The following is a 22,274-nucleotide window of genomic DNA, read 5'->3' on the forward strand; positions in this document are numbered from 1 at the left end:
CCTACAGGAAGGGCGGCCACCGCCCCACCCGATGACCACGCGGACGCCGGGCCAGGACCCGGCCTCCACCCCGTCGACCGCCTCCACCCCGTCGACCGCCTCCGGCCCCGACCGTCCGTCGGACCTCACCGCAGCGGTCCTCGACGGATCCGTCCTCGCTCCGGGCACCCCGGCCAGAACCGCCGTCTTCCGAGCGGTCGACGCCGACCCCGACGGCCCGGCCACCCGCGAACTGCTCTCGCTCACCCGTCACACGAGCCCCGCCGTACGCCGTACCGCGCTCACCCTGCTCGGCGAGCTGACGTACGGCCGTACGCCCTGGCCGACGCCGGCCCCGGCGGCCGCGGCCGGGCTCCACGACCCGGACCCGGACGTCCGCCGGGCCGCCGCCACGCTCCTCGTCCGCACCGGTGCTGCCGACCGGGCCCGCACCGCCCTCGGCGAACTCACCGACCCCGTCACCCGGATCGCCCTGGCCGACGCGCTGCTCGGCAGGCCGGGCGCCTCCTGCCCGCCCGGCCCGCTCCGCACCGACCCGCTCCCCGAGATCCGGCTGCTCGGCTGCCTGGAGGAACTGGCGACCGCACCGCGCGAACGCTGGCCGGAACTGGACGCCCAGATCCTCACGGAGGTCACCGCGCTCACCGCCCACGACACCGACCGCGGCTACTCCATCGGCGCCCGCTGGGGCCACGCCCTCCACCGCCAGGAACGCGAACAGGACTGCTGCACCATCGTCACCCGGCTGCTGGCCGGCGATGCGGGCGCCTACGGGCGACGGGTCGGGGTGCAGCTGGCCCACCGGGCGTTCCAGGAGTGGCGGGCCGCCCCCGGCACCCTCGCCCCGCACCTCGTCCGGCTGCTGCCCACCGCACCGCCCGGCCTCCGCACCCTCGTCGTGCACGCCCTGTGCGCCTCCCGCACCGCCACCCGCCGGTCCGCCGCCGCCCTGGCCGCCCTGCTGCCGGACCCCACCACGGTCCCGGCCGCGGACCCCACCGGCCCGGACGCCGACCCCTCCGCCGCCCTCGCCTGGGTCCTCACCTACGCCCTCGCGACGATCGACGATCCGCGCGCCGCCCCGCACGCCCACGCCCTGCTGGCCGCCGGCGCCCGCCCACCCGGCATGCTCGCCGCCCTCCGCGGCCTGCTCCGCGCCGGAGCCGCCGACACCGGCCAACTGGCCGCGTACGCAGGCGAGTTGCTCAGATCCGAAGACCGCGATGCGCTGTCCCTCGCCCTGGGCGTCCTCGACGCCCTCGAACCGGCGGCCGCCGCTCCCTACGTCCCCGACCTCCTCACAGCGCTGCGCACGGCGTGCGAGGCGGCCGAGGCCCGCGGCGCCACCCTGGCCAGCTGGCCGGAGCTCTCCCTCGTCGGCACGCTCGGCCGGATCGGCCCGCCCGCGGTCGCCGCGGTGCCGCTGCTCACCACGCTCACCCGCGACTCCCGCCGGCGCCCCGGCCACGGCGCACTGGCCCTGGCCCGGATCACCGGCGACCGCGCGCCCGTCGAGGCCTATGTGCGCACCCACCCACCGGAGGGCCGCCGCACCGCCGACCACTCCGCCCTCTTCCGGTGGCTGCTCGACCACGGCGGCCTCGACCGCGAGCAGTCCGCGCAGCTGCGCGCCGCCGTCCTCGGCCGCCCCGGCGCCATGCAGGTACGCGGCTCCCTGGTGCTGTGGCGGAACGAGGGCCCACCCGTGGCCGCCGAACTCCTCGCCGTACTTCCGGGCTACGTCGACGACGACCTCTTCGGGCCCGTCGCGATGACCACCCTGGCCGCCATGGGGCCGCACGCCCGCCCTGCGCTCCCGCACCTGCGCGCGCTGATCGACCGACGCACCCGGCTCCCGCTGTACGCCGGTTCCGCGGACGCCGACCTGCGCGCCGACGAACAGCTCCTGGAGGCCGCCGAGCGCACGGTGGCGGCGCTCACCGGAGGAGACGAGCGTCAGCCCGCCCCCACCGACGATCCCTAGCCACCCGCCCCCGCGGACGAGGCGGACCGCACGAACAACGCCAGGCTCTCCCCGCACTGCGAATGCAGCGGCGCGGGGAGGGCGTCCGGCGGGCACCACCTCAGCGCGTCGAACTTGTGCGGCTCGCCGATCGTCACCGCCTCCGGCGCCACCCGCACCGCGAAGACCACCGCGACCCAGTGCGAGTCCACCGGATCGCCGCGCAGCACATTGCGCACCCCGAGCTGCTCGATGCCGAGCGGCCGGGTGCCGTACTCCTCGTACACCTCCCGCGCCACCGCGGCCTCGAAGGTCTCGCCGAACTCCAGCGCCCCCGCACCGCAGTCCCACGTCCCCGGCTCGTCCCGGGCCCCGGCGCTGCGCCGCGCCAGCAGCACCCGCCCCGCACCGTCGTGGCACACGAACACGCACGACACCCCCGGCCGCCGCACCGCACCGTCTCCTTCTCCCACGTCGCCCCTCCTCACTTCCCGTACCGGTGTCCGCCGCCCTCAGAAGTGCCGCAGCAGCTCCTGGAACGCCGACAGCCGCAGCACCTTCTTGTCGTCCGGGTCGAGCTCGTCGTGCTCCAGCACCCAGGTGTGCTGGTGCGGGATGAACACCGCGTTCAGCCCGGCCGAACGCGCCGGCAGGATGTCCGACTTGGGGGAGTTCCCGATCATCCAGGTCTCGTCCGGCACCAGGTCGTAGGCGCGCTTCAGCCGCTCGTACGTGGCGACGTCCTTCTCCGCCACGATGTGCACCCCGCGGAAGTGCCCGGTCAGCCCCGAGACCGCCACCTTCCGCTCCTGCTCCTCGGTGTCGCCCTTGGTCAGCAACAGCAACTCGTGCCGCCGCGACAGCTCCGCCAGCGTCTCGGCCACCCCGGGCATCAGCTCCACCCGGTCCCCGGCGAAGGCGGCCGCCCACCCGGCGATCCGCGCCGTCTCCTCGGCCGTCACGGCCCGCCCGCGCAGCCGCGCCACACACTCGCCCAGGCTCTGCAGGAAGACCTTGCTGCCGTAGCCCAGCGTCGGCGCGTTCGCGGCCTCGATCCCGTCGAGCACCGTCCGCACCGCCTCCCGGTCGAGCCCCGGGCGCACCATCCACTCCAGGAACTCGTCGATGACCCGCTCGAAGATCACGTTGTTCTCCCACAACGTGTCGTCCGCATCAAAGATCAGCATCCGCCGGCCAGCCCTTCGCCCCAGTTCACCAACCCCCGCACCCTACGGAGCCCGGGCCCCCGCCCGCACCGCAAATACCGCCGGCGGACGTCAGCCGGCCGCGGCCCCCGGCCACGCCGCCAGCCGCAGCCCGCTCTCGAACCGCCGCTCCCGCCCGTCCACCGGGTCCCGGAACGCCAGCACCTTCGCCAGCAACTGCAACGGCGCCCCGAAGTCCTCCGCGCCCGCACCACCGGCGTCCCGGGCACCCTCCGCGTCACCCGCACCCCGATACAGCGGATCATGGAGGATCGGCAGCCCCAGCCCGTGCATGTGCACCCGCAGCTGATGCGTCCGCCCGGTCGCCGGCAGCAGCCGGTAGCGCCCGAGCCCGCCCCGCCGCTCGACCAGCTCGATCCGGCTCTCCGCGTTCACCGCCCCGGGCACCTCCCGCGCCGTCTGCACCCCGCGCTCCTTGACGATCCGGCTGCGCACCGCCACCGGCAGCGCCACACCCGCGTCGTACGGGGCCACCGCCTCGTACTCCTTGTGCACCCGGCGCCCGCCGAACAGCCCCTGGTACGCCCCCCGGTCCTCGGGCCGTACGACGAACAGCACCAGCCCCGCCGTCAGCCGGTCCAGCCGGTGCGCGGGCTGCAGCGCCGGCAGCCCCAGCTCGCGCCGCAGCCGGGCCAGCGCGGTCTCGGTGATGTGCTGCCCGCGCGGCGTGGTGGCCAGGAAGTGCGGTTTGTCGGCGATCACGATCCGTTCGTCCCGGTGCACGATCCGCACCTCGAACGGCACCCGCACCTCCGGCGCGAAGTCCCGGTGGAACCACACGTACCGCCCCGCGACGTACGGCTCGCCCCCGGTCAGCGCCCCCTCAAGGCCCACGAACCGGCCCGTCCGCAACATCTCCGCCACCCGCCCGGCCCCCACCGCCCCGCCGAACCGCGCCACGAGATGCTCCCCGACCGTGCCCCACACCCCGCCCGGATCGGCCGGCAACCGCACCCGCACCGGATCGATCCCGTCACGCTGCGGCAACGGAGCGGGCGGCACGGGCGAGCGGCGTCTCACGGGATCTCCGGGCGGGCGAGAACGAGGGGACACGTCGGGAACAGGTCGGGAAAACAGCGAGGCCCGCTTGGACGGTGCCAAGCGGGCGTCGATATTGATGAGTGTCCGAGGGGGGACTTGAACCCCCACGCCCGATAAAGGGCACTAGCACCTCAAGCTAGCGCGTCTGCCATTCCGCCACCCGGACCAGGTGTCTGCCGGTGCGGCCTGGGCCGTTCCGACGTGGAAAACAATAGCAAACGTTCGGGGGTGGTCGATCACGCGTACAGGTGGCCGGGTGCGGGCCTGTGACCAGCGGATGTCGGGAGTATTGCGGCCTTGGGCAGAGCGCGGCCGGGGTGGAGGATGGCGGTGGACCCCCGCCGCGGACCGGGCGCCTCGGGGCGCGCGACGCGGCCGTGAACCAAGAGGAGGCAGCGTGATCGAGTCACAGCCGGCCCGTACGGTGACCGGCGAGGACGAGGTCGTCGACCTGTGCCGGGATCTGATCAGGATCGACACCAGCAACTACGGCGACCACTCGGGCCCCGGTGAGCGGGCCGCCGCCGAGTACGTCGCGGAGAAGCTCGCCGAGGTCGGCCTGGAGCCGCGGATCTTCGAGTCGCACAAGGGGCGCGCGTCGACCGTCGCCCGCATCGAGGGCGAGGACCGCTCCCGGCCCGCGCTGCTCATCCACGGGCACACCGACGTCGTGCCGGCCAACGCCGCCGACTGGACCCACCACCCGTTCTCCGGGGAGATCGCGGACGGGTGCGTCTGGGGGCGCGGCGCGGTCGACATGAAGGACATGGACGCGATGACGCTGGCCGTCGTCCGGGACCGGCTGCGCACCGGCCGCAAGCCGCCGCGGGACATCGTGCTGGCGTTCCTCGCGGACGAGGAGGCGGGCGGCACCTACGGCGCGCGGTACCTCGTCGACCACCACCCGGAGCTCTTCGAGGGGGTGACCGAGGCGATCAGTGAGGTCGGCGGCTTCTCCTTCACGGTCAACGAGCAGCTGCGGCTGTACCTGATCGAGACGGCCCAGAAGGGTATGCACTGGATGAAGCTGACCGTGGACGGCTCGGCCGGCCACGGCTCGATGATCCACAAGGACAATGCGATCACCGAACTGTCCGAGGCGGTCGGGCGGTTGGGGCGGTACGAGTTCCCGGTGCGGGTGACCAAGACGCTGCGGGTCTTCCTGGACGAGCTCGGCGACGCGCTGGGCACCGAGCTCGACCCGGAGGACATGGACGGCACGCTGGCGAAGCTCGGCGGCATCGCCAAGCTGATCGGCGCCTCGCTCCGGAACACCGCCAACCCCACGCAGCTGGGCGCCGGGTACAAGGTCAACGTGATCCCGGGTCAGGCCACCGCGCACGTCGACGGGCGCTTCCTGCCGGGCTACGAGGAGGAGTTCCTGGCCGACCTGGACCGGATCCTCGGCCCGCGGGTCAAGCGCGAGGACGTGCACGCGGACAAGGCGCTGGAGACCACCTTCGACGGGGCGCTGGTCGCGGCGATGCAGTCGGCGCTGCAGGCCGAGGACCCGATCGCGCGCGCGGTGCCGTACATGCTGTCCGCCGGTACGGACGCCAAGTCGTTCGACGACCTGGGAATCCGGGGATTCGGCTTTGCGCCCCTGAAGCTGCCGCCGGAGCTGGACTTCGCCGGAATGTTCCACGGCGTGGACGAGCGGGTTCCGGTGGACGGACTGAAGTTCGGGGTGCGGGTGCTCGACCGGTTCATCGAACAGAGCTGAGCCCGCCGAAAAAACCCACGGAAACCCGCGGGAAGAGCTGCCTCTGAAGCCGAAATCGGCGCGGATTTCCTGCCGTTCGCGTCGGTGTCGCCGGAAAGAGTGAACACTTTGATGTGTTCGTAGCTTCAACGTCCTTTTCCTCGTTGCAGGGTGTGCGGTCCGCGGCTGGGACCGCGTTGCCTACTAGGAGGAACAATGCTGAAGAAGATCGTCGCTGCTGCGGCGGCCACCGGTGGTCTGGTGCTCGCCGGTGCGGGCCTGGCCGCCGCCGACTCGGGTGCCCAGGGCGCTGCCGTGAACTCTCCGGGCATCGTGTCCGGCAACGTCGTCCAGGTGCCGGTGCACGTTCCGGTGAACGCCTGCGGCAACACGATCTCCGTGGTCGGTGTGCTGAACCCGGCCTTCGGCAACTACTGCGTCAACAAGTGACTTTCTGACGCCGTTTGACGTTGTACCTGCACCCGTAAGGGTCAGATCCGGTTCGGCTCCGTAGTGCGTGGCACGCATTCCGGGGCCTCTGGGTATTTCGGTGGGCGGGCGGATGATCCCCCCGGTCTCCCCGGGGGATCGCCGCGCGCACGCATTCCTGTAAGGCACTAGGCAGGGGAACAATTTATGAGACAGGTCGCACGAAAGGGCCTGATCACCATGGCGGCGGCCGGCGGTGTACTCGCCGCGGTCGCCGGCTACGCACACGCGGATGCGGGGGCCGCCGGCGGCGCGGCGCACTCGCCCGGCGTGGGATCCGGCAACAACGTCCAAGTACCGCTGCACATCCCGGTGAACGCCTGTGGCAACACCGTCAATGTCGTCGGGCTGCTGAACCCCGCGTTCGGCAACCACTGCGCCAACGGCGGCGGCCACCACACCGGCCACCCGGGCGGTCCGCACCAGGGCCACCACCAGGGTGGGCATCCGGGCGGGGGCGGCCACCACGGTGGCGCCAGCGCCGCGGGCGGCACCGCGCACTCACCCGGTGTGGGTTCCGGCAACAACGTCCAGGCGCCGGTCGACGTCCCGGTCAACGCCTGCGGCAACAGCGTTTCGGTGGTCGGTCTGCTGAACCCGGTCTTCGGCAACGACTGCGCCAACGAGGCGCCGGCACCGGGCCGTCCGCACCAGCCGGGCCAGCCCCAGCACCCCGGCAACCCGCAGCACCCGGGACACCCGCACCACCCCGGTAAGCCCCATCACCCCGGTAAGCCGCACCACCCGGGGAAGCCGCACCACCCCGGTACCGGCGACCACCCGGGGCACCACCCGCACCACCCGCACCACCCGGGGAAGCCGCACCAGCCGGAGCAGCAGCACCCGGGCAAGCCCCAGCACCCGGGCAAGCCGCAGCACCCGGTCACCCCGCAGCAGGGTGGTGGGCACACCCCGGCAGTGCAGCCGCACAGCCAGGTCGTGCCGGCTCCCCGGCAGCAGCTCGCGGAGACCGGCGCCGGCACGGCCGGTTACGCGATTCCGGCCGCCGCCGGGATGCTGCTCGGCGGTGCGGTGCTGTACCGCAAGGCGCGTGCCGCCGGCCGGTGACGGCGGCGCTCACGCGGCGATCATGCGACGGTCGGCGCTGTGTGACGAGCGGTAGCTGAGCGCGCACGAGCGCACCAAGGGGCGGGCCCTGCCGAGGCGGGGCCCGCTCTGCTGTTCACGCGCCGGTGGTGATCACCACGTGGCGCGGAGCTGTCGGATGATCCGGCGGCGCAGCCGCACCTTGCGGCTGCCGTCCGGATTCAGCCGCAGACGGTCCAACTCCCAGTGTCCGTACTCGGCATGGTCGGTCAGCAAGCGTGTGGTGGCCTTCCGGGAAACGCCCCGTGGCACGTACACATCGCAGAATTCGTATTCCGGCATCGCATCTATTGTGCGGGACCGGCCCCGGTACGGATAGCGTCTGCACTATGTCTGATGCTGCGCAGCCTTCCGCTGCCGAGGTACGTGCCGCCGCCGAGGCGGTCAAAGCCGCGCTGGACCGTCACCTCGACGCGGTCGAACGCCGCTCGGGGGAGGACGATCCGGCTGTCTACGCCGCGTTCGACGAGCTCGCCGCCGCGGCCGAGGTGTACGACGAGCTGCTCTACGACACCTATGACGAGGTCACCCCCTTCGAGATCCCCGGTAGCGAGGCGCTGCCGGCGTACGCGGGCCCGGAGGATCCCAGTGCGCTCAGCGTGCTGATCCGGCGCGACTACACCGTCGCCGAACCGCAGCGGTTGCTGCACCAGGCGCAGCGCATCGCGGACCTCGATCCGGACGCCGCCGACGAGGCGGCGGGCCCCTCCGTCGACGCCGCCGCGGTCGTCGGCACCAGCGTCCATGCGGCGCTGGGGGTGCTCTTCGGGGAGTTCGAACCCGACGAGATCGCCTCCCGGCACAAGGAGTTCGGCCTGGAGGAGGGCGACTCCACGCTGTGGGTGGCGGCCGCCGACGAACCGGCCGAACCGGGGGAGTGGCTCTCCGCGCCGTTCGACCAGGCGGACCCGCAGCGGGTGGTGTGCCGCTTCGACGTCAGCGCCGTCTTCGACGAGGAACTGGGCGACGACGACCTGCTGGAGCCGCTCGACCGCGAGAGGTGAGGGCGGAGGCGGCCGCTCCGCTTCGGGCGGCCGCCTGCGCACCCCGCCTCACGCCGGGGCGTCCTCCGCGGACGGCGCGCTCTGCTGCCCGAGCAGCGTCCGCAGCCGGGTGGTCCGCTCCTTGACGGGCACCTCGGCTACCGCCCGGGCCAGCGCCTGATCGGCGCCCTGCACCACCGACAGATGCCGCTCACCGCGGCTGAAGGCCGTATAGACCCAGGCGCGGGTCAGTCCGCCGGCGGCGTCCCCCGGCACCACGACCACCGCGGCCGGCCAGCGCATCCCGGCCGCCTGATGGGCGGTGAGCGCCCAGCCGTGCCGGACCGCGCCGCCGACCCGCTGGCGCGGCACCACGACCGCGGTCCCCGCGCAGTCCAGATGCAGCCCCGCGGCGTCGGCGCCGGTGACCGTGCCGGGCAGCGTACGGCCGGGGGCCGGGGCGTAGGCCACGCGGTCGCCGGGGTCGAAGCCGCCGAACCGGCCGGGGCCGGGGTTGAGCCGCTCCTTGAGCGCGGCGTTCAGCGCCCGGGTGCCCGCCGCGCCGCCGTGTCCGACCGTGATGACCTGGGTGTCCTCCGGCGGGACGCCCAGCGCCCGGGGCACGGAGTCGGCGACCAGCTGGACGGCGCGGTGCACCGCCTCGCCGGCGTCCCGCACCGGGACGGTCACCACCTCCTTGCCGGGCGCCTCGACCTGGCTCAGCTCGCCGATGCCGATGCCGGACACCAGCTCGCCGATCGGGCCGAAGTCCGGGGTGCGGGAGGCGACCTGGGGGCAGAAACGGGACGCGAGGACATCGGCGAAGAGGCGGCCGGGGCCGGCGGACCACAGGACGCCGGGATCGCCGCTGAGCACCAGCCGGGTCCCGTCGGTCAGCGACTCGACCAGCAGGGCCGCGGTCTCCAGATCCAGCTGCGGGGCGTCCAGCACCACCAGCAGATCGAGCGCGAGGGCGCCGTCCGCGTCCCGGCCGGGGCCCTCCTGCCCGGACAGCAGCCCGGCGACCGTCACCGCCGCCGCGCCCACGTCTGCGGAACCGGCCTCCGGGCCCGCCTCGGGTGCGAGCGAGGCGAGGTCCGCGGCCAGCCGGCGGCGGCCGTTCTCGCTGTGGGCCGCGCCGAAGGCCCGCAGGCCCAGCGCACGGGCCGCGGTGATCAGCGCGGCCGGCTCGGCGCGGGCCGCCTCCGCGCCCGTATGCGCCACCAGGCCGCTGTGCGCGGCCGTACGGATCAGCTCCGCGGCCGACGGCGACGGCGCGGCGGCGGCCGCGGCCTCCCAGGCGGCGGCGGACGGACGGACCGGGGCCGGGGCGTCACCGGTCTCCGGTGCCGGACCGGTGCCGTCCGCCCGCTCGTCGGCGTCCGCGGAGCCGGCGTCGGAGCCGGCGTCGGAGTCGGAGCCGGAGTCGGTGCCCGCCGCAGCGGATTCGGCGTCCGGCGTCCCGGAGGCGGCGTCCGCAGCGCCGGAGTCCGGGACCGGTTCGAAGGTGTTGAGCAGCCGGGCCAGGCCGTCGGCGACGCTCTCCTCGGCCATGGCCCAGCGGTCCAGGCCCAGCAGGATCCGGACCGGCCGCTCCTCCTCGTCCTCGTCCGCCGTGGGCCGGGCCCGGCCCGGCTCCTCGATCGCGTCCTGGAAGACCAGGACGGCGCCCTCGGCGATGGCGGTCTGCAGGGCCTCGTCGGGGTCGGGCACCTGGCGCTGCGCGAGCGCGCCGCGCAGCGTGCCGGCCTCCAGCGCGGAATGCCCCGCGACCGCGGCCTGCTCCAGCAGCCAGCCGACCAGCGCCTGGCCGCGGCGCTCGTCGCCCGGTCCGGCGGCGGCACCGAGCAGCGCCCGCGCGAAGCCGTCGGCCTGCTCGGGCCGCACGCCCGGCACCGTGAGCAGCTGCCAGGGATCCTCACGCAGGACCTCGGCGGCCCCCTCCCCGAGCATCTCGGCGGTCCGCTCCGCGAGGGTCTCCGGGGCGCCGCCCGCCCGCAGCACCTGTCGTACGCCGTCGAGGCCGGGGGCGGGGGCCGGGAGAGGTGCGGTGGTGGGTGCGGCGGCGCCCGGGGCGGCTACGGGCGGTGCGGAGGGGCCGGCCGGTGCGGCGGCGCGGTGCGCGGTCGCCGGGCCCGGGGGCGGGCCCGCCGGTCCGCCTTGGGGCGCGGGGCCGGCCGGCGCCGGTGCCGCCTTGGCGGGTGCGGCCGGTCTGGCGGGGCGCGGGGCCTCGGTGAAGAACGACGCGGCCGAGCGCTCGCCGCTCTCCACGGCCCGGACGGCCGCCGCCAGCGCCGCCGCGGTGGTCGTGCCGGCCGGGGGCGCCGCGGCCGGTGCCTCGCTCACCGTCGCGCCCGCTTCCGCCGCCTGCGCCCCCTCGGGCGTGCGGGCCTCCGCGGTCCCGGGTGCGGCCTCCTGCCCGGGCGGGGTGTCGCCGGCGGGGCGGTCGGTGCTCACAGCGTGCTCCAGTCGTGATCGGGGTAGTGGTGCACCGGAGCCGACACATCGTCCAGCGCCCGGCGGATCTCGTCAGGAAGAGTAAGGGCCTCCACTGACAATGCCGCTCTGAGCTGCTGCGCCGTGCGGGCGCCCAGGACCGGCGCGGTGACCCCGGGACGGTCCCGGACCCACGAGAGGGCCACCTGCAGCGGGGTGACGGCCAGTCCGTCGGCGGCGGTCGTGACGGCCTCGACGACCCGGCCCGCCGTCTCGTCCAGATACGGCGCGACGAACGCCGCCAGATGCTCCGAGGCGCCGCGCGAGTCGGCGGGGGTCGCATGCCGGTACTTCCCGGTCAGCACGCCCCGGCCCAGCGGGGAGGACGGCAGGACGCCCATCCCGAGGTCGAGCGCCGCGGGCAGCACCTCGCGCTCGATGCCGCGCTGCAGGAGGGAGTACTCCATCTGGGCGCTCGCCAGGCGGTTGCGCACCCCGGGCGCCGCGAGCTGCCAGGTGGCGGCCTTGGCCAGCTGCCAGCCGGAGAAGTTCGACAGGCCCACGTAGCGCGCCCGGCCGCTGGTGACCGCGAGGTCCAGGGCCTGGAGGGTCTCCTCCAGCGGTGTGTGCGCGTCGAAGGCGTGGAGCTGCCACAGGTCGACGTACTCGGTGCCCAGCCGTCCCAGGGAGGCGTCGAGGGCGGCGAGGAGATGGCGCCGGGAGCAGTCCACCCGGCGGTCGGCCTCCAGCACGCTGCCGGCCTTCGTCGCGATCACCAGGTCCTCGCGCGGAACCAGCCCCTCCATCAGCCGGCCGAGGAGGTACTCGGCACCGCCGTCGGCATAGATGTCGGCGGTGTCGACGAGCGTGCCGCCGGCCTCCCAGAACGTCTTGAGCTGGTCGGCGGCTTCCTGCTCACCGGTGTCGCGGGCCCAGTTCAGGGTGCCGAGCCCGAGCCGGGACACGCGCAGGCCCGTTCGGCCGAGGTGCCTTTGCTCCATGGGCCCTGAGAGTACGCGCCGGGCGCGGGGAACAGGGGACCTGTGGACAACCCGTCGGTGACGTCCGGCGGGGGTGCGCGCTACAGTCCGCGGAACAGTGACGTTACTGATGGGTAAGGGGAGCGGCATGAGGCTTGGCATCAACCTCGGCTACTGGGGCGCCGGGATGGACTCCGACAATCTCGCGGTGGCGCAGGAGGCCGACCGCCTCGGCTACGACGTCTGCTGGGCCGCCGAGGCGTATGGGTCCGACGCCGCCACCGTGCTCTCCTGGGTCGCCGCCCAGACCGAGCGCATCGACATCGGCTCCGCCATCTTCCAGATCCCGGCGCGGACGCCCGCCATGACCGCGATGACGGCCGCCACCCTGGACTCGCTCTCCGGCGGCCGGTTCCGGCTCGGCCTGGGCGTCTCCGGTCCGCAGGTCTCCGAGGGCTGGTACGGCGTCAAGTTCGACAAGCCGCTGGCCCGCACCCGCGAGTACGTCGAGATCGTCCGCAAGGCGATGACCCGCGAGCGGCTGTCCTACGAGGGCGAGCACTGGACGCTGCCGCTGCCCGGCGGTCCGGGCAAGCCGCTGAAGCTCACGGTCCACCCGCAGCGCCCGCACATCCCGCTCTACATCGCCGCGATCGGCCCCAAGAACCTGACGCAGACCGGCGAGATCGCCGACGGCGCGCTGCTGATCTTCCCCGCCGCCGAGAACCTGGAGGAGACCGCGGTCGCCCCCCTCCGGGCCGGCCGGGAGAAGGCCGGCAAGACCCTGGACGGCTTCGACATCTGCCCGACGCTGCCGTTGGCCGTCGGCGCCGACAAGGACGTCAGCGCGCTGGCCGACATGTTCCGCCCGTACACCGCGCTCTACGTCGGCGGCATGGGCAGCCGCAAGCAGAACTTCTACAACCAGGCGGCCCGGCGGATGGGCTACGAGAAGGAAGCCGTCGAGATCCAGGACAAGTACCTGGCCGGCGACAAGGAGGGCGCCGCCGCGGCGGTCCCCGAGGAGCTCATCGACCGGACCACGCTGCTCGGCTCCGTGGAGCGGATCGCCGACCGGATGCGGGCCTATGCGGAGGCCGGGGTGACCACGCTGACGCTGTCCCCGGCGGGCTTCGGACTGGAGGACCGGCTGGCCTCGCTGCGGGCCGGTACCGAGGCCCTGGAGCGCGCCGGGCTGGCATGAGCGCCGCCGGGCGAACGGACCGGCGGCGCTCAGCGAGAGGCGCCCGGTGAAACGCCCGGTAGCGACCGGCGAAGGGCCCGGCGCCGGGGCGCCTGGACCTCGGGCCTTTCCGGGAGCCTGCGGCCGTGGTGGGGGCTCGGGGGATCTTCCCCGCCACGGCCGTCGCGCTGCACAACGCCGGTACGGGCGGCCGGGTTACGCCCCGCCACCCGGCCGCGCCTCGTCCGAACGGGCGAACGGGTGTCCCGCCCGGTTGCCGCGCCCGGAACACCTGCTTTGACTGGTTGCGGGTGTGTCCGTTCGGAGGTGACGCAGATGCTCTCGGCCCGGAGCCTGTTCCAGGAGATCGTCGACAACGACGAGGCCTACCGCCTGTTCTGCTCCATAGCGGCGAGCGGTGAGGCGCAGGGCGGCTGGGAGAACGGCCGGATCGCCGCACTGCTGCCCGAGTCGCTGCGTGATCTGGCGCCCAAGGTCGCCCGGCACGGCGCCGACGAGGACAAGCACGGCCGGATCTTCCAGGCCCTGCTGCGCAAGCGCGGACTGACCCCCACCGAGGTCCCCCGGGCGACGGACTACACCATGCTCCTGGAGCGGCGGGGCATCGGCCTGGCGCACGACAAACTGCGCCGTGACGAGCCGCTCGGCGAGCTCGACATCATCACCTACCTCGCCCACAGCCGGGTCACCGAACAGCGCGCCGCGGAGCAGATGGCCCTGCTCACCAAGCACTTCGGCGACCACCCCGAGGTCGGCCGGGCGATCCGGATGATCTCGGACGACGAGACCAATCACCTCGCCTACTGCCACGAGGAACTGCTCCGCCTCGCCCGGGCCGGCCACGGGCGGACCATCCAGCGGGCCCTCCACGAATGCGCGCTCGCCGAGATCGCCGTCTACCGGGACGTCAGCCTGGCCGTGATGCAGCACATGGGCCGCATCCTGAAGTGGCCGGGGACGAAGTCCGCGGCGCTCACCGCCGGTATCGCGGCGATGTACGGCTACGAGCGGCTGGGCGGCTGGCGGCGGATGGTCAGCCTCCGGATGCCCGAGCGGCACAACGCGCTGGGCGGCCCGGCCACCTCCGCCCCGGAATTCGCGTAAGGGCGCCGCTGCCGGGGTGTTTCTGCGCCGGCCCGCTCAGAGCCAGCCGCGGCGCTTGAACAGCCGGTAGAGCGACACCTCGATGAGGACCATCACCACGAGCACTCCCGGGTAGCCCCACTGCCATCTCAGTTCCGGCATGTTCTCGAAGTTCATGCCGTAGACCCCGGCGATCAGGGTGGGGACGGCGGCCAGGGCCGCCCAGGCCGAGATCTTGCGCATGTCGTCGTTCTGCCGGACGCCCATCTGTGCCAGATGGGCGGACAGAATGTCCGAAAGTAGGCGGTCCAGGCTGTCCACCGACTCATTGGCGCGGGTGAGGTGGTCGTCGACGTCGCGGAAGAACGGCCGGGCGTGATCGTGCACGAACGGCACTCCCGGGTTCTGCAACCGGGCCATCGGCTCCGCCAGCGGGCCGGTCGCCCGCCGGAACTCCATCACCTCGCGCTTGAACGCGTAGATCTGCGCGGCGGTGTTGCGGGTGTCCCGGCCGCGGACCGGAGCGAATACCTCCGCCTCCAACTCCTCCATGTCCAGGGCGAGTTCGGCGGCCACCTCGATGTAGTGGTCGACCACCGCGTCGCTGATCGCGTAGAGCACCGCGCCCGGCCCGTGCCGCAGGATCTCCGGATGCTCCTCCAGCCGGCGCCGCACCGCGGCCAGCGGGCTGGCCTCCCCGTGCCGGACGGTCACCACGAACGAGTCGCCCACGAAGACCATCAGCTCCGACGCCGTCACCGTGTCGGCCCGGGTGTCGTACGTGACCGGCTTCAGCACCATGAACAGCGAGTCGTCGTAGACCTCCAGCTTGGGTCGCTGGTGCGCGTTGAGCGCGTCCTCGACGGCCAGCGGGTGCAGCGCGAACTCGCTGGTGACGCGGTCGAACTCCTCCTGCGTCGGCTCGTGCATCCCCAGCCAGAGGAAAGAGTGCCCCTCCGCCCGCGCCGCCTTCAGGGCGCGGGAGAAGTCGGCCGCGCAGTCCGTGCGGCGGCCCTCCCGGTAGATGGCGCAGTCCACAATCACACCAGGCATTCTCGCGCGTCCCAGGGACCCCTGCCAGGAAGCGGGAGCCGGAACGTAGGGTGGCGGGCATGCCCACGCTGATCCTGGTGCGGCACGGCCGCTCCACCGCCAACACCGCCGGAGTGCTCGCCGGGCGGGCGCCCGGCGTCGCCCTCGACGAGCGCGGCGCGGCCCAGTCCGCCGCGCTGCCCGCGCGGCTGGCGCAGGTACCGCTCGCCGCCCTCGTCTCCAGCCCCCTGCAGCGCTGCCGGGAGACCATGGCGCCGCTGCTGGCGGCCCGGCCCGGGATCACCCTGCACATCGAGGACCGGATCAGCGAGTGCGACTACGGCGACTGGTCGGGCCGCAAACTGGCCGAGCTGACCGACGAGCCGCTGATGGAGGCCGTCCAGCAGCACCCGTCCTCGGCCGCCTTCCCCGGGGGCGAGTCGATGCGGGCCATGCAGGCCCGCGCGGTGGACGCGGTCCGCGACTGGAACGCCCGCGTCGAGCAGACGCACGGCGCCGAGGCCACCTACGCCATGTGCTCGCACGGCGACATCATCAAGTCCCTGGTCGCCGACGCGCTGGGCATGCACCTCGACCTCTTCCAGCGGATCTCGGTCGAGCCGTGCTCCCTCACCGTGATCCGCTACACCCGGCTGCGCCCCTACCTCGTACGCCTCGGGGACACCGGTGACTTCGCCTCGCTGGTGCCCCGGGAGGACGGCGGCGGCCCGGCGGCGGACCGGGACGCGACCGTCGGCGGTGGTGCGGGCGCAGGGTGATCAGTCGGCGCAGTAGGGTGGTGCGACGGCGCTGCCCGCCGCCCCTGCGGTCCGCAGGACCCGCAGCGACCGCAGTGACCCCGCAGTCGAGCAATCGGAGCAGGACGTTGTCCCGTCAGGTGTTCTTCTACGACGTACCGGACCGCTTCGTCGCCGGTACGGTCGGGCTGCCTGGCCGCCGTAGCTTCTACCTCCAGGCCACCGCGGCCGGCCGGACCACCAGCGTCGCTCTGGAGAAGACCCAGGTCGCGGCGCTCGCCGAGCGGATCGACGAGCTGCTGGACGAGGTCGTCCGGCGCAGCGGCGGCAACGCCCCGGTCCCTGCCGTCGCGCCCGCCGAGCTCACCGACACCGCCCCGCTGGAGATGCCCGTCGAGGAGGAGTTCCGGGTCGGCACGATGGCGCTGGCCTGGGACGGCGAGGACGAGCGGATGATCGTCGAGGCCCAGGCACTGGTGGAGCTGGACGCGGACAACGAGGAGGACCTCGCGGACGCCGAGGAACGGCTGCTCCAGGACGACGAGAACGGCCCGCCGATGCTGCGGGTGCGCCTGACCGGGACGATGGCCAGGGCGTTCGCCAAGCGGGCCCTGGAGGTCGTCAACGCCGGCCGCCCGCCGTGCCCGCTGTGCAGCCTGCCGCTCGACCCGGAGGGACACGTATGTCCGCGCCAGAACGGATACCGGCGGGGCGCCTGAGCGCCATGGAGCCCGCCGTCGAACCGGCCGGGCAGCTGCCCGGTCCCACCGGCCCGCAGGACCCGCCGCCGGCCGCGGCGGAGCCCGCCGGCGGACCGACCGGCGCCCTCCTCGCCGAAGGCGAGCTGACCGTGCGCGGCCGTATCCGGGAGGCGTCCAACGCCGTGCTCTACTGCACGGTCACCCACGACGGCCGCACCGCCTCGTGCGTCTACAAGCCCGTCGCCGGCGAACGCCCGCTGTGGGACTTCCCCGACGGCACGCTCGCCCAGCGCGAGGTCGCCGCGTACGAGATCTCCCGCGCCTGCGGCTGGGACCTGATCCCGCCGACCGTGCTGCGCGACGGCCCCTACGGCACCGGCATGGTCCAGGAGTGGATCGATCCGCCGGAGAGCAGCGACGAGGTGCCCGAACTGCTGGCCCTGGTGGAGGACGAGGAGCCCGGGCCCGGCTGGAAGGCCGTCGGCTCCGCGGAGCTCGGGGAGGGCCGCACCGCGCTGCTGGTGCACGCCGACCACCCGCGGCTGCGGCGGCTCGCGGTCCTCGACGCGGTGATCAACAACGGCGACCGCAAGGGTGGCCATCTGCTGCCCGGCGCGGACGGCGAGTTCTTCGCCATCGACCACGGCGTGACCTTCCACACCGAGGACAAGCTGCGCACGCTGCTGTGGGGCTGGGCGGGCGAGCCGCTGACCGCGGAGGCGGTGGAGGTGCTGCGGGGGCTCGGGGCGGCCCTGGCGGACGCAGCGCCGCTCGCCGCCCGACTGGCCGAACTCCTCACGGCCGCCGAGATCGACGCGCTCCGGGCGCGGGTGGCCGGGCTGCTGGAGCGCGGCCGGCATCCCGAGCCGAGCGGGGAGTGGCCCGCCATCCCCTGGCCGCCGGTCTGAGCCCGTACGGGACCCCTTGCGGGCCGCCGGTGCGCCCATGCACGTCCGGCCGCGAACCGCAAGACCGCCTTTCCGGCCAAGACCCCTGGTCCGGTTCGTATGCGGAACATGCATCCGGTTACGCTCAAGGCATGCATGCATGGCCCGCTTCTGAGGTCCCCGCCCTGCCCGGTCAGGGCCGCGACCTGAGGATCCACGACACCGCGACCGGCGGACGGGTGACCCTCGACCCCGGTCCCGTCGCCCGTATCTACGTCTGCGGCATCACGCCGTACGACGCCACCCACATGGGGCACGCGGCGACCTACAACGCGTTCGACCTGGTTCAGCGCGTGTGGCTCGACACGAAGCGCCAGGTGCACTACGTGCAGAACGTCACCGACGTCGACGATCCGCTGCTGGCGCGGGCCGAGGCCACCGGCGACGACTGGACCGCGCTCGCCGAGCGCGAGACCGCCCTGTTCCGCGAGGACATGACGGCGCTGCGGATGCTGCCGCCGCGAGCCTACATAGGCGCCGTCGAGTCGATACCCGGCATCGTCCCGCTGGTGGAGCGGCTGCGCGACGCCGGCGCCGCCTACGAGCTGGACGGCGACATCTACTTCTCCGTCGCCTCCGACCCGCACTTCGGCGGGGTCTCCGGACTCGACGCCGAGGCGATGCGGCTGCTGTCCGCCGAGCGCGGCGGCGACCCCGAGCGCGAGGGCAAGAAGAACCCGCTCGACCCGATGCTGTGGATGGCCGCCCGCGACGGCGAGCCGAGCTGGGACGGCGGCTCGCTGGGCCGCGGCCGGCCCGGCTGGCACATCGAGTGCGTCGCGATCGCCCTGGACCACCTCGGGATGGGCTTCGACGTCCAGGGCGGCGGCTCCGACCTCGCCTTCCCGCACCACGAGATGGGCGCCTCGCACGCCCAGGCGCTCACCGGCGAGCACCCGTTCGCCAAGGCGTACGTGCACGCCGGGATGGTGGCGCTGAACGGCGAGAAGATGTCCAAGTCCAAGGGCAACCTCGTCTTCGTCTCGAAGGTGCGGCGCGACGGCACCGACCCGGCGGCGATCCGCCTGGCGCTGCTCGCGCACCACTACCGCGCCGACTGGGAGTGGACCGACGCGGTGCTCGACGAGGCCGTCGAGCGGCTGGCGCGCTGGCGCGCCGCGGTCTCCCGCCCCGACGGCCCGCCCGCCGAGGCCCTCCTGGAGGAGATCCGCACCGCGCTCGCCGACGACCTGGACGCGCCGGCCGCGCTGGCCGCCGTGGACCGCTGGGCCGCCGCGCAAGCGGCCGACGGCGGCACCGACGAGGGCGCCCCCGGCCTCGTCTCCCGCGCCGTCGACGCGCTCCTGGGCGTGGCCCTCTGACGGCCACCGCCTGACCCCCGTCCCGCCAGGGGCGCCCGTGCCGGCCGGTACGGGCGCCCCTTTTCCGTGCCCGGGACCGTGCCCGCCCCCGGCCGGGCGACCGGAAATCCAGCAACCCGGCGCAAGAATCCATGGTGGGCCGCCCCGCCGGCGGACTAGACCTGTCCGGCATGAGGAAACCAACTGGACTGCGGGCGGCGGTCGTTGCCGCGCTGCTCGGGCTCGTGGTGGCGGTCGCCGGCCCGGCCGGCAGCGCACCGGCCGCCGGCCCCGCGCCCGCCCACACCGTCGGGGACGTCACCGGCTTCGAGGCCGACGGGCCCGTCTACCACCTGCACGCGGGCCGGGCCGAGGCCCGCGTCAGCTTCGTGACGGACCGTACCTTCCGCCTCGAACTCGCCCCGGACGGCACCTTCTCCGACCCCACCGGCAAGGACATCGTGCTGCCGCAAGGCGCCGCGCCGGCCACCCACTGGCGGGACGCCGGCGACGCCTACGAACTCAGCACCGCCAAGGTCACGTTGACGGCGTACAAGTCGCCGCTGCGCTTCGAGCTGCGCCGGGCCGACGGCTCCCTGGTCTGGTCCGAGGCCAAGGGCCTGAGCTGGGACGACAAGACCACCACCCAGACCCTGGCACGCGGCGCCAGCGAGCAGTTCTACGGCGCCGGCATGCAGAACGGCCGCGGCAACACCTCCCACCGCGGCCACACCGTCGAGGTGGGCGTCGACTACCACTGGGACGACGGCGGCCACCCCAATTCCGTGCCCTTCTACCTCTCCACCGCCGGATACGGCGTCTTCCGCAACACCTATGCCCCCAACACCTACGCCTTCGACGACCCGGTGACGACCACGGCGAAGGAACGGCGTTTCGACGCCTATTACTTCGCCGGGCCGAGCACGAAGGACGTCATCGGTCAGTACACCGCACTGACCGGAAAGCCCTTCCTGCCGCCGGTGTACGGCCTGGAGATCGGCGATTCGGACTGCTATCTGCACAATGCGAACCGCGGTGAGCGGCACACCCTGGATTCCCTGAAGGTCGCCGACGGATATGTGCAGCACGACATGCCCAACGGCTGGATGCTGGTGAACGACGGCTACGGCTGCGGATACGAAAACCTCGGCCGGACCTCCCAGGGGCTCGGCGAGCGGAAGATGAAACTCGGCCTGTGGACCGAGGACGGCATCGCCAAACTCGCCGACCAGGTCAAGGCCGGCCAGCGGATCGCCAAGCTCGACGTCGCCTGGGTCGGCGACGGCTACAAATTCGCCCTGGACGGCTGCAAGGACGCCTACCGGGGGATCGAGGACAACAGCGACGCACGGGGCTTCACCTGGGCCCCGGAGAGCTGGGCCGGCGCGCAGCGGTGCGGCGTCCAGTGGTCCGGCGACCAGAGCGGCAGCTGGGAATACATCCGCTGGCAGATACCGACCTACGCCGGGGCGACGATGTCCGGGCTCGCCTACACCACCGGTGACGTGGACGGTATTTTCGGCGGCAGCCCCAAGACGTACGTCCGCGATCTGCAGTGGAAATCCTTCCTCCCCGCGGTCATGACGATGGACGGCTGGGCCGCCAGCGACAAACAGCCCTTCCGCCACGGCGACCCGTACACGGCCATCAACCGGAAATACCTGAAGCTGAAGGAATCGCTGCTGCCGTACATGTATTCCTACGCGGCCGAGGCGACCCGGACCGGGGTCGGGCCGGTGCGTCCGCTGTCACTGGAATACCCCGACGACCCGAAGGCCGCCACCGACGCCGCGAAGTACGAATTCCTCTCCGGCCAGGACTTCCTGCTCGCCCCCGTCTACCAGGACACCGACACCCGCAACGGCATCTACCTGCCCAAGGGCACCTGGATCGACTACTGGTCCGGACGCACCTACCAGGGGCCGACGACCCTCGACGGCTACAGCGCGCCGCTGGACACCCTGCCGCTGTTCGTCAAGGCCGGCGCCGCCGTGCCGATGTGGCCGGGCATCAGGTCCTACCAGGACCGCACCGCCGGATCACCGCTCGCCTGGGACGTCTACCCGCAGGGCCGCTCGTCGTTCACGCTCTACGAGGACGACGGGGTGACCCGCGGCCACCGTACGGGCGCCCGTGCCACCCAGCGGGTGGACGTCACGGCGCCCCGCTCCGGCGCCGGTGACGTACACCTCGACGTCGGGCCCTCGAAGGGCTCCTTCCACGGTAAGCAGACCAGCCGGCCGTACGAGTTCACCGTGCACACCGGGGACGCACCGCGCGGGGTGGAGCTGGCCGGCCGTCCGCTGAAGCGGCTGCCGTCCGCGCGCGCCCTCCGAGCGGCCGACCAGGGCTGGTACTACGACCCGGCCGACCGCGGCGGAGTCGTCCACGTCAAGACCGCCTCCCGCCCCACCGACCGGGCCTTCGCCCTGACGCTCAAGGGTGCCAGCGCGGTCGGCGGCCGGACCCCGGGCGCGGGCGTCACGGTCAGCACCCCGGGCGGCCAGGAGGTGACCAAGGGCGCGCCGACGACCGTACGGACCGCCGTGACGGCCGGGACCCGGGACGCCACGGACGTCTCGGTGGCGCTGTCCGCCCCCGAGGGCTGGCGGGTCTCCGCACCGGTGCACCACGGCCGGCTCGCGGCCGGCGCCGCCGCCCGCGACGCGCTGACCGTGACCGCACCCAAGGACGCGAGCAGCGCCGACCCGGTGACCGTCACCGCGACCGTCCGCTACCGGGCGGCGGGAGCGCCGCGCACCACCGTGCACCGCTTCGAGGTACGGCCCGTACCGCCCGCGCCGACCGCCGACACCTGGGCGAGCGACATGGAATGGCTGACCGCCAGCAATGGCTACGGACCGGCCGAACGGGACCGCAGCAACGGCGAGTCGGGCCCGGCGGACGGCCATCCGCTCACCCTCGCGGGGCAGACCTACGCCAAGGGCATCGGTGCGCACGCCAATGCCGACCTGGAGTTCTTCACCGGGGGCCGCTGCACGTCGTTCACCGCGGACGCCGGGATCGACGACGAGATCGCCGACTACGGGGAGGTCGCCTTCTCCGTGGAGGCGGACGGCAAGGTGCTGTGGACCTCGCCGAAGCTGACCGGGAAGTCGGCGCCGGTGCCGGTGGACGTACCGCTCGGTGGCGCCCGGCACGTACGGCTGAAGGTGACAGACACCGACGGCAAGAAGTCCGGTGACCACGGCGACTGGGCGGGGGCGCGCTTCCACTGCTCCGGATGACCGCCCCGGGACCGGGATGACACGGGGGCGCCGGACCGGCTCGACGGCCGGTCCGGCGCCCCGCGCGTGTGCA

General features: G+C 73.6%; 19 protein-coding genes and 1 tRNA gene. 12 read left to right on the plus strand and 8 right to left on the minus strand.

What is annotated here, in order from left to right; genetic code table 11:
- The first annotated feature begins 31 nt into the window (after positions 1-31).
- Positions 32-1,984 (plus strand): HEAT repeat domain-containing protein, encoded by a 1,953-nt coding sequence (locus ACZ7MX_RS08820; protein WP_472130717.1) that lies wholly within the window; start codon positions 32-34, stop codon positions 1,982-1,984.
- Here ACZ7MX_RS08820 and ACZ7MX_RS08825 read toward each other — a convergent pair.
- The 4 genes from ACZ7MX_RS08825 to ACZ7MX_RS08840 all read right to left on the minus strand — a co-directional run bounded on the left by ACZ7MX_RS08825 (position 1,981) and on the right by ACZ7MX_RS08840 (position 4,396).
- Complete coding sequence (locus ACZ7MX_RS08825) at positions 1,981-2,436, minus strand: NUDIX domain-containing protein (protein WP_472130719.1); 456 nt, start codon at positions 2,434-2,436, stop codon at positions 1,981-1,983. The genes ACZ7MX_RS08820 and ACZ7MX_RS08825 overlap by 4 nt on opposite strands.
- Positions 2,437-2,475: 39 nt before the next feature.
- Complete coding sequence (locus tag ACZ7MX_RS08830; RefSeq protein ID WP_472130721.1) at positions 2,476-3,150, minus strand: HAD family hydrolase; 675 nt, start codon at positions 3,148-3,150, stop codon at positions 2,476-2,478.
- A 90-nt stretch (positions 3,151-3,240) separates the two neighbouring features.
- Positions 3,241-4,209 carry a pseudouridine synthase gene (locus ACZ7MX_RS08835; RefSeq protein ID WP_472130723.1) on the minus strand — a complete coding sequence of 323 codons (969 nt, stop codon included), beginning with the start codon at positions 4,207-4,209 and terminating at the stop codon, positions 3,241-3,243.
- A gap of 102 nt (positions 4,210-4,311) precedes the next feature.
- Positions 4,312-4,396 (minus strand) — tRNA-Leu (locus tag ACZ7MX_RS08840).
- Between the two features lie 231 nt (positions 4,397-4,627).
- On the opposite strand from ACZ7MX_RS08840, the gene ACZ7MX_RS08845 reads away from it, so the two are divergent.
- From ACZ7MX_RS08845 to ACZ7MX_RS08855, 3 genes are all read left to right on the plus strand, one after another.
- Positions 4,628-5,953, plus strand: coding sequence for a M20/M25/M40 family metallo-hydrolase (locus ACZ7MX_RS08845; protein ID WP_030801914.1), 1,326 nt, complete (start codon positions 4,628-4,630; stop codon positions 5,951-5,953).
- A 195-nt stretch (positions 5,954-6,148) separates the two neighbouring features.
- Complete coding sequence (chpH, locus tag ACZ7MX_RS08850) at positions 6,149-6,382, plus strand: chaplin ChpH (RefSeq protein ID WP_472130725.1); 234 nt, start codon at positions 6,149-6,151, stop codon at positions 6,380-6,382.
- Between the two features lie 186 nt (positions 6,383-6,568).
- Positions 6,569-7,489 (plus strand): chaplin, encoded by a 921-nt coding sequence (locus ACZ7MX_RS08855; RefSeq protein ID WP_472130727.1) that lies wholly within the window; start codon positions 6,569-6,571, stop codon positions 7,487-7,489.
- A 132-nt stretch (positions 7,490-7,621) separates the two neighbouring features.
- Here the strand turns inward: ACZ7MX_RS08855 and ACZ7MX_RS08860 are convergent, their stop codons facing one another.
- Positions 7,622-7,810, minus strand: a complete 189-nt coding sequence (locus tag ACZ7MX_RS08860; RefSeq protein ID WP_030416245.1) for a DUF5703 family protein — start codon at positions 7,808-7,810, stop codon at positions 7,622-7,624.
- 47 nt (positions 7,811-7,857) lie between these two features.
- On the opposite strand from ACZ7MX_RS08860, the gene ACZ7MX_RS08865 reads away from it, so the two are divergent.
- Positions 7,858-8,532, plus strand: coding sequence for a hypothetical protein (locus tag ACZ7MX_RS08865; protein ID WP_472130729.1), 675 nt, complete (start codon positions 7,858-7,860; stop codon positions 8,530-8,532).
- Positions 8,533-8,580: 48 nt separating this feature from the next.
- Here the strand turns inward: ACZ7MX_RS08865 and ACZ7MX_RS08870 are convergent, their stop codons facing one another.
- Together ACZ7MX_RS08870 and ACZ7MX_RS08875 are read right to left on the minus strand one after the other, a co-directional pair.
- Positions 8,581-10,968 (minus strand): helix-hairpin-helix domain-containing protein, encoded by a 2,388-nt coding sequence (locus ACZ7MX_RS08870; protein ID WP_472130731.1) that lies wholly within the window; start codon positions 10,966-10,968, stop codon positions 8,581-8,583.
- Positions 10,965-11,948, minus strand: a complete 984-nt coding sequence (locus ACZ7MX_RS08875) for an aldo/keto reductase (RefSeq protein WP_030414740.1) — start codon at positions 11,946-11,948, stop codon at positions 10,965-10,967. Before ACZ7MX_RS08875 ends, ACZ7MX_RS08870 begins: the two co-directional genes overlap by 4 nt.
- Before the next feature lie 127 nt (positions 11,949-12,075).
- Between ACZ7MX_RS08875 and ACZ7MX_RS08880 the strand changes: the two genes are divergently transcribed.
- Both ACZ7MX_RS08880 and ACZ7MX_RS08885 read left to right on the plus strand, forming a co-directional pair.
- Positions 12,076-13,131, plus strand: a complete 1,056-nt coding sequence (locus ACZ7MX_RS08880; RefSeq protein WP_030801900.1) for an LLM class F420-dependent oxidoreductase — start codon at positions 12,076-12,078, stop codon at positions 13,129-13,131.
- Between the two features lie 315 nt (positions 13,132-13,446).
- The gene (locus tag ACZ7MX_RS08885; protein ID WP_472130733.1) at positions 13,447-14,235 is read left to right on the plus strand and encodes a ferritin-like domain-containing protein; all 789 of its coding nucleotides are present in this window, start codon (positions 13,447-13,449) and stop codon (positions 14,233-14,235) included.
- A gap of 36 nt (positions 14,236-14,271) precedes the next feature.
- Here ACZ7MX_RS08885 and corA read toward each other — a convergent pair whose 3' ends face one another.
- Positions 14,272-15,267 carry a magnesium/cobalt transporter CorA gene (gene corA / locus ACZ7MX_RS08890; RefSeq protein ID WP_472130735.1) on the minus strand — a complete coding sequence of 332 codons (996 nt, stop codon included), beginning with the start codon at positions 15,265-15,267 and terminating at the stop codon, positions 14,272-14,274.
- 59 nt (positions 15,268-15,326) lie between these two features.
- On the opposite strand from corA, the gene ACZ7MX_RS08895 reads away from it, so the two are divergent.
- The 5 genes from ACZ7MX_RS08895 (at position 15,327) to ACZ7MX_RS08915 (ending at position 22,201) form a co-directional block, all read left to right on the plus strand.
- The gene (locus tag ACZ7MX_RS08895; RefSeq protein ID WP_472130737.1) at positions 15,327-16,025 is read left to right on the plus strand and encodes a histidine phosphatase family protein; all 699 of its coding nucleotides are present in this window, start codon (positions 15,327-15,329) and stop codon (positions 16,023-16,025) included.
- Positions 16,026-16,132: 107 nt separating this feature from the next.
- A complete protein-coding gene (locus ACZ7MX_RS08900) occupies positions 16,133-16,723 on the plus strand; it encodes a DUF3090 domain-containing protein (protein WP_472130739.1) in 591 nt (196 codons plus the stop codon).
- Between the two features lie 5 nt (positions 16,724-16,728).
- A complete protein-coding gene (locus ACZ7MX_RS08905) occupies positions 16,729-17,613 on the plus strand; it encodes an SCO1664 family protein (protein ID WP_472131353.1) in 885 nt (294 codons plus the stop codon).
- Between the two features lie 131 nt (positions 17,614-17,744).
- The gene (gene mshC / locus ACZ7MX_RS08910) at positions 17,745-18,974 is read left to right on the plus strand and encodes a cysteine--1-D-myo-inosityl 2-amino-2-deoxy-alpha-D-glucopyranoside ligase (RefSeq protein WP_472130741.1); all 1,230 of its coding nucleotides are present in this window, start codon (positions 17,745-17,747) and stop codon (positions 18,972-18,974) included.
- Positions 18,975-19,144: 170 nt separating this feature from the next.
- A complete protein-coding gene (locus ACZ7MX_RS08915) occupies positions 19,145-22,201 on the plus strand; it encodes an NPCBM/NEW2 domain-containing protein (RefSeq protein WP_472130743.1) in 3,057 nt (1,018 codons plus the stop codon).
- Positions 22,202-22,274 lie beyond the last annotated feature (73 nt).

Source organism: Streptomyces sp. NPDC107765, assembly GCF_055657085.1.